Raw genomic sequence first — 13,084 nt, 5'->3', positions numbered from 1 at the left:
ATAAGCGGATAATACATTGAGTATTTATCATGCATTTCATTCATACATTACTGACGCTGTTTACTGCGTCCGGGCTAGGTGCCGTCATTGGCTACGAAAGGCAATTCCGCCAGCGCACCGCAGGGTTGCGCACCAATACCCTGGTGGCAACCAGCGCGGCAATCTTCGTACATCTGGCTATGACGATTGACGGCAGCGGCGGCGCGGTACGGGTTATTTCCTATGTGGTTTCTGGCGTTGGCTTTCTCGGCGCCGGGGCAATCATGAAAGAAGGAATGAATATCCGAGGTTTGAATACCGCAGCCACACTGTGGGGTTCCGCCGCGGTCGGTGCCTGTGCCGGCTGCGCCCTGTATGGCGATGCGCTGGCTGCCACCCTGTATGTATTGGCAGCCAATACCTTGTTGCGCCCTATCGTCAATATGGTGAATAAGCAGCCGTTCAACGACGTTAACGGTGAGTCCACCTACCAAATCTGCGTGATCGCCTTCGAACACGAACAGCGCGATGCCTTGGCCAAATTCAAAAAGGTGCTACAGGCAGAAAGTTGCTTCATCTCGCATCTGGATATTGAGCCCTTCGGTGATGACGACGTAGAAATTACCGCCACGCTGATGCCTGCTTCCGTCACCACCCTGGTGCTAGACCGGACCATTAATAAATTGCTGGGCGACAGCATGATGAAACAGGCCTACTACAGCCGCATCGCCGGCTCCGGTTAACGCAGGACAGGGTCTTTTCCTCCTTGCCATGCCTTATTCTCCGAATAGAGAGATTTACCATGAAGAATATGCCGAAATTTTCTCATCTGACTATTTTCAAAGAAATTGTTACCTGCGGAAGTTTACTTGAAACGTCAAAAAAACTGGGCATTTCACAGCCTACGCTTAGCCGTATAATCAAAGAACTGGAAGCGAACATTGGCTCTCGCCTGCTGGAGCGCAGCAACCGCGGCGTACGCCTGACTGTGGTTGGAGAGGTCTTCTATCAAAAGATAGATCGGGTCACTAATCAACTGAGAAATGCGATTGATGAACTGCGGGGAATGAGCAGTTCGGGGGAGAAATACCTGCGGTTGGGTATGAGCATTGACCCCTTGTTGTGTTATCTCGGGGAGGCGATCGACAGCTTTAACCAACGCTACCCTCACACCAGAGTGACCCTGGTTGAAGACTCGCCAGAGGGGCTGATTGCTAAACTCAGAAACAGCGAGCTGGATTTGGTGCTATGCAGCCTGAGCAACAACACTACCTGCGCAGACTTGGCCATCCAGGCGCTCACCCGCGAACATTTCTCCCTCTATCAAAACGGGGATAAAGCGACGGCCACGCTGCCGCTAGCCGAAGCCAAATGGGTGGTACCGCGTTCATGTTCAGTAGGCCACGCCACCATTAAGGACATCGCCAGCCAGTACACACCGAACGGGAACATCGTGGAGACCGATTCCTTTTTGGCTACCTGGTGTCTGGTCAAACAACAGGGCTATCTTGCACTGCTAAGCGACCGGGTTGTCGCGCAATATGCGCCACAGTTGAACCTGAAAAAGATGCCCGCGGAAGAGATCGACATCAGTGCACAATTTTATATCTTCACCCGCAATGAGCCGGTAATGTCCCCACTCAATACCGCATTCATCGATATCCTGCAGGCCATACAACCCGCCTGAAAGACTCAGCCCACTGACGCTCTGTGTTCATCTCGTTGTCGTCGGTGGCGCCCAACCGCTCACCCCTGTTTTTTGACCGCTTACTGCCCCTATAGCACCGCTGACTGAAATTCGCATGTCTTCCCCAGCCCCAACCCGCAATGATGAGCTGTTCCTAAACTCGTCATACTTCAAGTTGCATCATTGTTGGCTACGATTGCTCACCCGTATCACTTACTTATGTAAGCTCATCGGGCCTCACTCCCTTGCCGCCTCGATGCCACTCGAATTATTTAGAGTTCATACCCGACCGTTATCCGCACCCAGGCCGCATGCCTGAAACATCTTATAAGCGGATTAACTCACTCATTTTTTTGCAGATTTTAACTAAGGACATCTCAATGAACCGAGAGGGGATTTTAAAACACATACCCTGGATGCTGCTGGGGATACTCGGCGCGTCCTGCCTGGGCGTAGTGGCACTGCGCCGCGGTGAACACATCAGCGCCTTGTGGATCATCGTCGCTTCGGTGGCGGTGTATCTGGTGGCATACCGTTATTACAGCCTGTACATCGCCACCAAGGTGATGAAGCTGGACGCCTTCCGTGCGACGCCGGCCGTGGTCAACAACGACGGCCTGAACTACGTCCCGACCAACAAGAACGTGCTGTTCGGCCACCACTTCGCCGCCATTGCCGGTGCCGGCCCGCTGGTCGGCCCGGTGCTCGCTGCGCAGGTCGGCTACCTGCCCGGCACGCTGTGGCTGCTGGGTGGCGTGGTGCTGGCGGGGGCGGTGCAGGACTTTATGGTGCTGTTCATCTCCTCACGCCGCAACGGCGCATCGCTCGGCGAGATCATCAAAAAGGAAATGGGCCCGGTGCCGGGCACCATCGCGCTGTTTGGCTGCTTCCTGATTATGATCATCATCCTGGCGGTGCTGGCCCTGATCGTGGTGAAAGCGCTGGCGGAAAGCCCATGGGGCGTATTCACCGTCTGCGCCACCGTGCCAATTGCCCTGTTTATGGGTGTTTATATGCGCTTCCTGCGCCCGGGTCGGGTGGGTGAAGTGTCGGTCATTGGTATCGTGCTGCTGGTGGCATCCATCTGGTTCGGCGGCGTCATCGCCCATGACCCGTACTGGGGCCCGGCGCTGACCTTTAAAGACACCACCATCACCTTTACGCTGATTGGTTATGCGTTCGTTTCCGCCCTGCTGCCGGTATGGCTGATCCTGGCACCGCGCGACTATCTGGCGACCTTCCTGAAAATTGGCGTGATCGTCGGGCTGGCGATTGGCATCGTGATCCTCAACCCTGAGCTGAAAATGCCGGCGGTAACCCAGTTTATCGACGGCACTGGCCCGGTGTGGAAAGGCTCGGTGTTCCCGTTCCTGTTCATTACCATCGCCTGTGGCGCCGTGTCCGGCTTCCATGCGCTGATCGCCTCCGGCACCACGCCAAAGCTGTTGGCCAATGAGAAAGACGCACGCTTTATCGGTTACGGCGCGATGCTGATGGAATCCTTCGTTGCCATCATGGCACTGGTTGCCGCTTCCATCATCGAACCTGGCCTGTACTTCGCCATGAACACCCCACCGGCAGCACTGGGCATCACCATGCCAGACCTGCACCGTTTGGGGACCGAAGATGCGCCGATGATCATGGCGTCACTGCGTGATGTGAGTGCCCATGCGGCAGCGACCGTCAGTTCCTGGGGCTTTGTCATCAGCCCGGAACAGATCCTGCAGACCGCCAAAGACATTGGCGAACCTTCCATACTGAACCGCGCCGGTGGCGCGCCAACGCTGGCAGTAGGTATCGCCCACGTGTTCCACCAGATCATCCCTGGTGCCAACATGGGCTTCTGGTACCACTTCGGTATTCTGTTTGAAGCGCTGTTCATCCTGACCGCACTGGACGCAGGTACCCGTTCCGGCCGCTTTATGCTGCAGGACTTGCTGGGCAACTTTGCGCCATTCCTGAAAAAAACCGACTCACTGGTGGCCGGGATTGTCGGCACCGCGGGCTGCGTCGGCCTGTGGGGTTACCTGCTGTATCAAGGGGTGGTCGATCCGCTCGGCGGCGTGAAGAGCCTGTGGCCGCTGTTCGGCATCTCCAACCAGATGTTGGCTGCCGTCGCCTTGGTGCTGGGCACCGTAGTATTGATTAAGATGAAGCGCACCCAATACATTTGGGTCACCGTGCTACCGGCGGTGTGGCTGCTGATTTGTACCACCTACGCGCTGGGCCTGAAGCTGTTCAGCGACAACCCGCAGCTGGAAGGTTTCTTCTTCCAGGCCGGTGAGTACAAGCGCAAAATCGCCGAAGGCGGTGCCGAGCTGACCGCCCAGCAGGTGGCAAACATGAACCATATCGTGGTGAACAACTACACCAACGCCGGGCTGAGCATTCTGTTCCTGCTGGTGGTGTACAGCATCATCTTCTACGGGGTGAAAACCGCCATGGCGGCGCACAAAAACCCGAACCGCAGCGACCAGGAAACACCGTACGTGCCGGTGCCTGAAGAAGCGCCTTCCAGCGGCGTAACTGAGGGGGACGTCAAAGTTTCACCGCAGCACTGATGTGATTTAACGGATACCCTGCATAATGAAAGTTAAGTAGTAGCCAATGGATTTCGAGCCGCAGCAAGGCGGCAAATGAGCGACAAATCGGTAGGGAACCGATTTGAACAGCGTTTGCGCTGGCCCAAAGGGTGAGCCTCAGGGATGAGGCTCATTAATCCCCAGGAGCTTACTCAAGTAAGTGACTGGGGTTCGTGAATGAAGCCAACACCGCTGCGGTTCGAAAGACGAAGGGTATGCAGGGTAATTTTTGGGAGAAGGTTTATGTTCGGTAATCTCGGCCAGGCGGGTAAATATCTCGGGCAGGCGGCGCGCATGTTGGTCGGCGTGCCTGACTACGATACCTACGTCCAGCATATGAAAGACAACCACCCGGACAAACCGGTGATGACCTATAAAGAGTTTTTCCGCGAACGCCAGCAGGCCCGCTACGGTGGGGACGGTAAAGGCGGTATGCGCTGTTGTTAGTTAAAAGGATCCGCAATGAAACCCATCGCAGTCACCATTCTGACCGGCTTTTTGGGTGCCGGTAAAACCACCCTGCTCCGCCATATTCTCAACGCCGAACACGGCTACAAGATTGCGGTGATTGAAAACGAATTCGGCGAAGTGCCGATCGACAACGCGCTGATTGGCGACCGCGCCAGCCGCATCACTACCCTGAGCAACGGCTGCATCTGCTGCAGCAAATCCAACGAGCTGGCAGACGCACTGCTCGACTTGCTGGACGGCGTAGACAGCGGCCAACTGGCGTTCGACCGACTGATCATCGAATGCACCGGCATGGCCGATCCCGGCCCGATCACCCAGACCTTTTTCTCGCACGAGATCCTCTGCGAACGCTTCCTGCTGGACGGCATCATCACCCTGGTGGACGCCGCACACGCCGATCAACAACTCAGCCAGTTCAGCATCGCGCAGGCACAGGTAGGCTACGCCGACCGCATTCTGCTGACCAAAACCGACGTGGCACCGGACTGCGAAGCGCTGATACAACGCCTACAGCAGATGAATGCCCGCGCACCGGTGTATAAAGTGACGCACGGCGATATCGACCTAAGCGTGCTGTTCGACATCGAAGGCTTTGTGCTGAACGACAAGCTGAACCTGACGCCACCTGCCCCACTGTTCCGCCGCATTCCGCAGGCGCAAAACAACATTCAGTCGATCGTGGTGTATCACGACCAGCCGCTGGAGCTGATGCAGATATCCGAAGTGATGGAGGGCCTGCTGCTGGAATACGCCGACAGCCTGCTGCGTTATAAGGGGATTTTGTCGATCAAGGACGAACCGCGCCGCCTGCTGTTCCAGGGCGTGCAACGGCTGTATAACGCCGACTGGGATCGCGAGTGGCTGCCAGAGGAAGAGCGCCGCAGCACCCTGGTGTTTATCGGTGTGGATTTGCCGGAGGAGACGATCCGCCAGCGGTTTGCCGACCTGGCATAACCTTAAGTTCATCAGGCTGCGCCTTTGCCCGCGCAGCCCATTTCTGCCCCTTACCCCTTCTGAAAATACGGCCCCGCCGCTACCGAATCCCGCAGGATCAGGCTCGCCGGGAAGGCCGGGCGCTTGCTCAGCTCGCCGCCGTCCAGCATCGACACCAGGCGGTTGATGGTTTCCTTGATCATGTCGGTCACTGGCATTTTCATGCTGGAGAGCGAGGGAATGGTATAAGGCGCCAGCGGGATGTCATCAAAACCTATCACCGACACGGCGGACGGCACCGGGATTTGGCACTCTGTCAGCCGCTTGATGGCGCCGATGGCCATCTCGTCGTTGCTGGCAACAATGGCGCTGAACGTGTAGCCGCTAGCCAGCAGCGCATCGACCGCCGCCATGCCGCTTTGCGCATTCCACTTGCCTTCGACAATCAGAGCGCTATCGACCGCGATACCCTGCTCCGCCAACGCGGCTTTATAGCCGGAAAGCCGCTCCAGCCCGGTGGGTGAATCCAGCGAACCGGTGATAAAGGCAATATCGCGATGCCCCTGTTCGATCAGGTGACTGACCGCCGTCGCACTGGTGGCGTGCTGATCGCTGAAAATGCAGTAGCTGTCGTTCAGCCTTAACCGGCGATTGATGACCAGAATCGGCTGTTTATGCTGGGAAATGATCGCGTCCATCTCCGCAATCGACAGAAAGCGCGGGTAGATGATCACGCCGTCACAGCGCAGATCCAGCAGGAATTGAATGGCGGCCTTTTCCTCTTCGGCGGTGTGCTTGCCGTCCGCCAGGATCAGTTGGCGGCCGTGCTCTTCCATGATGCGCGCCGACTGAAACATCAGCTCGCTGAAGTAGTTGCCGCTGTACAGCGTGTTGGTGACCACCAGCCCGATGGTCTGGGTGGTTTTGGTGGCGAGATTGCGCGCCAGCAGGTTGGGCCGATAGCCGGTCTCGGCAATGGCTTTCTCTACCTGTTCGCGCTTTTCCGGGCCGACATAGCCGCTGCCGGACAGCACGCGGGACACCGTCGCTTTCGACACGCCCGCCCTTTTAGCCACCTCAAGTATTGTTGCCATCTCTGCGCCGTCAAAATCCAGGGTTCAGCGCAGTCTACCCAAGACGCCCCCCGTTTGAAATCTTTTCACGCCTGCCGCTGCCGTCCCCTTCGGCCTTAAAGTGACCAGGTTCACGAAACGAAAAACCCAAAAATCATAATTCTTGCCAGATCAAAAACAGATCAGCATGATTTTGTGAAACCGGTTTCTTATGGGCGTTTCATTGAGATGGAACGGCGGATCGCCCAGGCAGTAAAAGTGAGCCTTTGGGCAATCCGAATTCATATCTGAAGAGACGACAACCTTATGCCGAAGAACTACGCAGAGATCTCACCCGCCATCGTGAATGCGTTGGGCGGTCTCAGCAACATCGACGCCGTTACGCACTGCATGACCCGCTTGCGATTCGTGGTGAAAGACAAGGCGCTGATCGACACGCCAAAGCTCAAAGCGATTAGCGGCGTGATGGGCGTGGTGCACAGCGGCGAGCAGTGCCAGGTGATCATCGGTAACGAGGTGTCAAAAGCCTATCAAGCGGTGTTGGCGCTCGGCCTGCCGGGCAACGCCCCCGCCGCCGTGCCGGCAAAGCGCAAAATTACCCTGAAAGGCATCGGCGCCGGCATTCTCGACGCGCTGGTGGGCACCATGTCGCCGTTGATCCCCGCCATTATCGGCGGTTCGATGGTGAAACTGCTGGCAATGATGCTGGATATGGCCGGGGTGTTCGACAAAGGCTCGTCGACGCTGGTGATACTGAACGTGATTGGCGATGGGGCGTTCTTCTTCCTGCCGGTGATGGTGGCGGCCTCTGCTGCCCTTAAATTCAAAACCAACATGTCGCTGGCGATCGCCATTGCCGGTGTGCTGTTGCACCCTAATTTTATCGACCTGATGGCCAAGGCGGCGCAGGGCCAGGCGGTGGAGTTCGCTTACATTCCGGTGACGGCGGTGAAATACACCTACACGGTGATCCCCGCGCTGGTGATGACCTGGATTTTGTCGTATATCGAGCGCTGGGTAGACCGCATCACCCCGGCGGTGACCAAAAACTTCCTTAAGCCGATGCTGATTGTGCTGATCGCCGCGCCGATCGCGATTGTGTTGATTGGCCCGCTCGGCATCTGGATCGGCAGCGGTATTTCGGCGCTGGTGTACACCGTACATGGCTATTTGGGCTGGCTTTCCGTCGCCATTATGGGGGCGATCTGGCCGCTGCTGGTGATGACCGGCATGCACCGCGTCTTCACCCCGACCATTATTCAGACCATCGCCGAAACCGGCAAAGAGGGCATGGTGATGCCGTCAGAGATTGGCGCCAACCTGTCGCTCGGCGGTTCTTCGCTAGCGGTGGCGTTCAAAACCAAGAACCGCGAACTGCGCCAGACCGCCTTGGCCGCGGCCGCCTCCGCCATTGTGGCGGGCATTTCCGAACCGGCGCTGTACGGCGTGGCGGTGCGGCTTAAACGCCCGCTGATCGCCAGCCTGATCAGCGGCTTTGTCTGCGGTGCCGTCGCCGGTATCGGCGGGCTCGCCAGCCATTCGATGGCGTCGCCCGGCCTGTTCACCAGCGTGCAGTTCTTCGACCCGACGAACCCGATGAGCATTGTCTGGGTCGGCGGCGTGATGGTGCTGGCCGTGGTGCTGTCGTTCGTGCTCACGCTGCTTTTGGGCTTCGAAGACATCCCGGAAAGCGAAGCAACCCAAACCGCGCCCCCGGCCCCCGCGACGAATCCCGTTAACGCCGCGAATACCCAATAGAACACTATTTAAGTTATAGAGGATTTCATGTCTGATTCAACATTCCCGCAAGGGTTTTTATGGGGCGGCGCCCTGGCCGCCAACCAGTCGGAGGGGGGTTATCGCGAGGGCGGCAAAGGGCTGACCACGGTTGACATGATCCCGCATGGCCCCAACCGCATGCCGGTGAAGCTGGGCCTGGAGAAGCGCTTTAGCCTGCGCGAAGACGAGTTTTATCCCAGCCACGACGCCATTGATTTTTACCATCGCTACCGCGACGACATTGCGCTGATGGCGGAGATGGGCTTCACCGTGTTCCGCACCTCCATCGCCTGGAGCCGGATTTACCCGAACGGCGATGAGCTGACGCCTAACCCGGAAGGCATCGCCTTCTACCGCAGCCTGTTCGAAGAGTGCCGTAAATACGGCATCGAGCCGCTGGTGACCCTGTGCCATTTCGACGTGCCGATGCACCTGGTGACCGAATACGGCTCCTGGCGCAACCGCAAGATGGTGGAATTTTTCACCCGTTATGCCCGCACCTGCTTTGAAGCCTTCGACGGGCTAGTGAAGTATTGGCTCACCTTCAACGAGATCAACATTGTACTGCACAGCCCGTTCTCCGGCGCAGGATTGGTGTTTGAAGCAGGTGAGAACCCCGAGCAAGTAAAATACCAGGCCATACACCACGAACTGGTGGCCAGCGCGCTGGCGACCCGCATCGCGCATGAGGTGAACCCCGCCAACCAGGTGGGCTGCATGCTGGCCGGTGGCAACTTCTACCCCTGGTCCAGCAAGCCGGAAGACGTGTGGGCCGCGCTGGAGAAAGACCGTGAGAACCTGTTCTTTATCGACGTGCAGGCCCGCGGTGCCTACCCTGCTTACTCTGCCCGGGTGTTCCGCGAGAAAGGCGTGAGCATCGTAATGGAGGAAGGCGACGCCGAGATCCTGAAGAACACCGTCGATTTTGTCTCCTTCAGCTATTACGCCTCGCGCTGCGCGTCTGCCGACATGAACGACAACAACAGCAGCGCCGCCAACGTGGTGAAATCCCTGACCAACCCGCATATTCCGCGCAGCGACTGGGGCTGGGGCATCGACCCGCTGGGTTTGCGCATCACCATGAACATGATGTACGACCGTTACCAAAAGCCGCTGTTCCTGGTGGAAAACGGCCTGGGCGCCCACGACGAGTTCAATGCCGCAGGCGAGATTGAGGACGATTACCGCATCAGCTACCTGCGGGAACATATCCGCGCCATGGCCGACGCCATCGCCGACGGCGTGCCGGTGATCGGCTACACCACCTGGGGCTGCATTGATCTGGTGGCGGCATCGACCGGGGAAATGAGCAAGCGCTACGGCTTTGTTTACGTCGATCGCGACGACAGCGGCAACGGCACCCTTGCGCGGACTCGGAAGAAATCATTCTGGTGGTACAAGAAGGTGATTGCCAGTAATGGGGCGGATTTGGGGTGATGGATTTGGCGGCGGCAAGGGCCGCTAATGGCGATTGTTGCGAGCCGCATTCCAGATTGAGTAGTAAGCCCCTGTAATTCTGTACAGGCTATTTTTTCGCCTTTTTGTCAGCGCTATAGTCTCCCGGCTGCGGCACAATCCGCAGCCGGAGTTAGCGTTCCGAATCCCCCAACCCTGTTCGAATATGGTATAAATTCGGGCATGCCGATGCGCACCCAAACAATGGTGGCTCGGGTGGTGCTTCCTCCGGGAAGGCCGGGATCCGTTGGGGCCGGTTACGCTAACACCGCTCGAGCTACCACCCCGAGTTTAGCGTCTCTTCTGGTAGCGGTATTTCTCCCCCCAATGGAAATGACCGATATGGAAAACACCTCCTCAACGAACACATCTGAAACAGCGCCAAGCACCCTTACCCTCTATCGCGAATTGTTCAATCAGCTCGATCTCAGCACCTTAGACGCAACACAACTCTTAGACCTTGCCGCCCTCTCCGCCGAACAGGCCGAAGGGCTCTGCCACGGCCTGATGCTGTTAGGCGACCTCATGCAAAAGAACCCGCAGCCCGACGACACCCAGTGGGAACAGCTAAATCACTACCTCAACGCAACGGCTCACTTAGTACCGGCATTGTGCAACCTCTATGGCCGTGCACTGCGCGAGATGGAGTGCCAGAGCTGATAAGTTAAAATAAAAGCCAAAACAAATAATAAGAACGGTATTAGTTTTGTACCGTTCTTATCACTCCGATAAATCTCATAGATCTGACTGACACATCACGATAAACACATTCACGAAGGTAGGCATTTTCCCCACGGCCTGGCATAGTTAACGCATTCGATAAATCGATGAGTTAACTGCTGGATAACGATGCATGGCCGCTGGCAGTACGCAAACGCATTGATCAGAATCCGTTCTGCAATGAGGGGAATGTTTTGGCTATAAAGATCGCAATGTTATCTTCGAAAGAGGCTGTTTTAAAAGCTATCGAAGAATATAACAACCAAGGTTATGATGATTTCCTTAAGAAAAATAAAATTGAAAAAATAAGAACACACAAGGTCCGTTATAATAAATCCCTGTACGACATTAATGGGATAGCCACCGCAGCTTATATTCTCCAAATTGGTGAACCATCAGATAAAGTAAAATTCAGTGTTAATCTAGAAACGGTCATCCAAGCATTTAAAAAACTTGGCTTCGAGGTAATTGAAACACCGCATCCTCTGGAGAAATTAGAGAAAGGTGAACTTTACAAACGTAAAGACCTCCACGACCTCTACGGCGGGCAAGAGCAAGGCGGAATATCGACACCTAAAGAATTCCCCGTGATCTTCATTTTCACCGGCGAGGCTGGCGAAACGCATGGGTACAAAGACGGATGGTCTAACGACGACCACTTCTCCTACACGGGAGAGGGGCAGAAAGGTGACATGGCGTTTACCAACGGTAATAAACATATCCGAGACCATAAAGATAATGGTAGGGATATACTTTTATTTGAATATAATAAAAAACGTACGGGCGTAAAATTTATTGGATTGTTTGAGTGCGATTCATGGAATTACACCCAATGTCTAGATACCGAAAAAAACATGAGGCAAGGGATAGTTTTTAATTTATTCCGAGTATCTTCTGCTCAAGACGTAGACAATGACACCACTACATCAGAAGTAGACCAAAAGAAAGAAACGCTCGAGCAGCTACGCGCCAAGGCCATAAAATCATCCATGATGACGAGCCGGCGCAAAGAGAGCGATAGCAAACAATCTTGGTTCGAACGCAGCGAAGACGTGAAAAAATACGTACTTCAACGCGCCAATGGCATCTGTGAATCCTGCGAGCAACCCGCACCGTTCCAGAAAAAGAATGGCGATCCTTATCTAGAACCTCACCACACAAAACGCCTCGCCGATGAAGGCCCCGATCACCCGCAGTGGGTTGGCGCCATCTGCCCTACCTGCCACCGCCGGATCCACAGTGGTGCTGATGGAAAAGCGCTGAACCAGACTTTAATGGTGAAGTTGGAGCTGAAAGAAGCGAATTTTAAATAGCCATTGTTTAAAAACTATTTGAGTAGAAGTGTTCGAGGATGGTGTTTAAAGAGAGGGGTCTAGAAAAGGATCATCTGTTCCCCACATCATCCTCTGCCCGCGCTTTGCTAATGAAAACATTATTAAGATCGAGGTGTGCTAATCAACGGGGAGCAAGTAACTACCCCATAAAAAATCCACGCCGAAGCGTGGATTCAATTTCATAGCCAAGACCAGGTATCACGTTATTCGAAATGAACGGCGGGGTTATCCGCCAGTGACACGAAATTCTTCGTATTTTTATCCAGCGTGCGGATCTCGCCACTTTCGATGTCGTAAACCCAGCCGTGCAAGCGCAGGCCGTTGTTGCGCAGGCCCACGGCAACGGACGGGTGAGTCTTAATGTTATTTAGCTGGGCGATGACGTTCTCTTCGACCATAGCATTAACTTTGTCGATTTCGTTATCCCAGGTTTTCTTCTCTACCACCGCTTTGGCCGCGTCCGCGTAGTGCAGCCAGTGGGCTACAGCAGGCATCGGGTCAAGGCACTGACAAGAGGCTATCGCCTTCATGGCGCCGCAGTTCGAGTGCCCGCAAATCACGATATCCGTGACGCCCAGTGCCACTACCGCGTATTCGATGGTCGCCGACACCCCGCCCGGTTCCGGGCCAAAGGAAGGAACGATGTTGCCTGCGTTACGGATAACGAAAAGCTGCCCCGGATCTTGCTGAGTCACAAGCTCGGGCACCAGGCGGCTGTCAGAACACGAAATAAAAAGCGCTTTAGGGTTCTGGCTGGAGGCAAGGCTGCGGAAGAGTTCCTTACGCTGAGGGAAAATCTCTTTCTGGAAGCTGAGGAAACCTTCAATGATATGTTGCATAACACGCTCTCTGGATCGGTAGTATCGATAACATGATAATCATCACTCCCGGTTAGTCCAGCATCTCTTTGGCGGAAATGAACAAGAAGCAACTGCACAACGGCCTGCAAAAGTGGCAATGACGAGATCCGGCAATCCGTTGATGGAAAAACGCCTCCGTCACGCGGAGCATCTACAGTTTTCTGGTGATATTCTTCGTTGCTTCTGCGTTCTGGTCCCCACTCAGACAGGG

The 13,084-nt window shown here is 55.5% G+C and carries 11 protein-coding genes; 9 read left to right on the top strand and 2 right to left on the bottom strand.

Going from position 1 to position 13,084, the window contains the following annotated elements; all coding sequences use genetic code 11:
* Positions 1 to 29 precede the first annotated feature (29 nt).
* The 5 genes from JOE25_RS10150 to yjiA all read left to right on the top strand — a co-directional run bounded on the left by JOE25_RS10150 (position 30) and on the right by yjiA (position 5,673).
* Positions 30 to 722, top strand: coding sequence for an MgtC/SapB family protein (locus JOE25_RS10150; RefSeq protein ID WP_209634702.1), 693 nt, complete (start codon positions 30 to 32; stop codon positions 720 to 722).
* 59 nt (positions 723 to 781) lie between these two features.
* Positions 782 to 1,666 carry a LysR family transcriptional regulator gene (locus JOE25_RS10145; protein WP_209634699.1) on the top strand — a complete coding sequence of 295 codons (885 nt, stop codon included), beginning with the start codon at positions 782 to 784 and terminating at the stop codon, positions 1,664 to 1,666.
* Between the two features lie 380 nt (positions 1,667 to 2,046).
* Positions 2,047 to 4,227, top strand: a complete 2,181-nt coding sequence (locus JOE25_RS10140) for a carbon starvation CstA family protein (RefSeq protein ID WP_209634696.1) — start codon at positions 2,047 to 2,049, stop codon at positions 4,225 to 4,227.
* 264 nt (positions 4,228 to 4,491) lie between these two features.
* Complete coding sequence (locus JOE25_RS10135; protein WP_004953088.1) at positions 4,492 to 4,695, top strand: YbdD/YjiX family protein; 204 nt, start codon at positions 4,492 to 4,494, stop codon at positions 4,693 to 4,695.
* 15 nt (positions 4,696 to 4,710) lie between these two features.
* Positions 4,711 to 5,673 (top strand): GTPase, encoded by a 963-nt coding sequence (gene yjiA / locus JOE25_RS10130; protein ID WP_209634694.1) that lies wholly within the window; start codon positions 4,711 to 4,713, stop codon positions 5,671 to 5,673.
* A 50-nt stretch (positions 5,674 to 5,723) separates the two neighbouring features.
* Here yjiA and JOE25_RS10125 read toward each other — a convergent pair whose 3' ends face one another.
* Entirely contained in the window at positions 5,724 to 6,746 is a 1,023-nt protein-coding gene (locus tag JOE25_RS10125) for a LacI family DNA-binding transcriptional regulator (protein WP_209634691.1), read from the bottom strand.
* A 285-nt stretch (positions 6,747 to 7,031) separates the two neighbouring features.
* Between JOE25_RS10125 and ascF the strand changes: the two genes are divergently transcribed.
* The 4 genes from ascF (at position 7,032) to JOE25_RS10105 (ending at position 11,992) form a co-directional block, all read left to right on the top strand.
* Entirely contained in the window at positions 7,032 to 8,483 is a 1,452-nt protein-coding gene (ascF, locus tag JOE25_RS10120; RefSeq protein WP_209634689.1) for a PTS cellobiose/arbutin/salicin transporter subunit IIBC, read from the top strand.
* Between the two features lie 27 nt (positions 8,484 to 8,510).
* The gene (locus JOE25_RS10115; protein ID WP_209634686.1) at positions 8,511 to 9,941 is read left to right on the top strand and encodes a 6-phospho-beta-glucosidase; all 1,431 of its coding nucleotides are present in this window, start codon (positions 8,511 to 8,513) and stop codon (positions 9,939 to 9,941) included.
* Positions 9,942 to 10,286: 345 nt separating this feature from the next.
* Positions 10,287 to 10,619, top strand: a complete 333-nt coding sequence (locus JOE25_RS10110) for a hypothetical protein (protein ID WP_245209815.1) — start codon at positions 10,287 to 10,289, stop codon at positions 10,617 to 10,619.
* A gap of 254 nt (positions 10,620 to 10,873) precedes the next feature.
* Positions 10,874 to 11,992 carry an HNH endonuclease signature motif containing protein gene (locus tag JOE25_RS10105; protein ID WP_209634682.1) on the top strand — a complete coding sequence of 373 codons (1,119 nt, stop codon included), beginning with the start codon at positions 10,874 to 10,876 and terminating at the stop codon, positions 11,990 to 11,992.
* A gap of 224 nt (positions 11,993 to 12,216) precedes the next feature.
* Here the strand turns inward: JOE25_RS10105 and JOE25_RS10100 are convergent, their stop codons facing one another.
* Positions 12,217 to 12,852 (bottom strand): carbonic anhydrase, encoded by a 636-nt coding sequence (locus JOE25_RS10100; protein WP_012005022.1) that lies wholly within the window; start codon positions 12,850 to 12,852, stop codon positions 12,217 to 12,219.
* Between the last annotated feature and the right edge of the window lie 232 nt (positions 12,853 to 13,084).

Source organism: Serratia sp. PL17 (assembly GCF_017832355.1).
Classification (GTDB): domain Bacteria; phylum Pseudomonadota; class Gammaproteobacteria; order Enterobacterales; family Enterobacteriaceae; genus Serratia.
The sequence above is the reverse complement of the archived record's forward strand: the minus strand, read 5'-3'. Positions and strand labels throughout refer to the sequence as shown.

Coding starts and splice junctions, on each gene's coding strand:
- JOE25_RS10145 (WP_209634699.1), top strand. CDS start 782: ATGAAGAATATGCCGAAATTTTCTCATCTGACTATTTTCAAAGAAATT.
- JOE25_RS10125 (WP_209634691.1), bottom strand. CDS start 6,746: ATGGCAACAATACTTGAGGTGGCTAAAAGGGCGGGCGTGTCGAAAGCG.
- JOE25_RS10150 (WP_209634702.1), top strand. CDS start 30: ATGCATTTCATTCATACATTACTGACGCTGTTTACTGCGTCCGGGCTA.
- JOE25_RS10110 (WP_245209815.1), top strand. CDS start 10,287: ATGGAAATGACCGATATGGAAAACACCTCCTCAACGAACACATCTGAA.
- JOE25_RS10115 (WP_209634686.1), top strand. CDS start 8,511: ATGTCTGATTCAACATTCCCGCAAGGGTTTTTATGGGGCGGCGCCCTG.
- yjiA (WP_209634694.1), top strand. CDS start 4,711: ATGAAACCCATCGCAGTCACCATTCTGACCGGCTTTTTGGGTGCCGGT.
- JOE25_RS10135 (WP_004953088.1), top strand. CDS start 4,492: ATGTTCGGTAATCTCGGCCAGGCGGGTAAATATCTCGGGCAGGCGGCG.
- ascF (WP_209634689.1), top strand. CDS start 7,032: ATGCCGAAGAACTACGCAGAGATCTCACCCGCCATCGTGAATGCGTTG.
- JOE25_RS10100 (WP_012005022.1), bottom strand. CDS start 12,852: ATGCAACATATCATTGAAGGTTTCCTCAGCTTCCAGAAAGAGATTTTC.
- JOE25_RS10140 (WP_209634696.1), top strand. CDS start 2,047: ATGAACCGAGAGGGGATTTTAAAACACATACCCTGGATGCTGCTGGGG.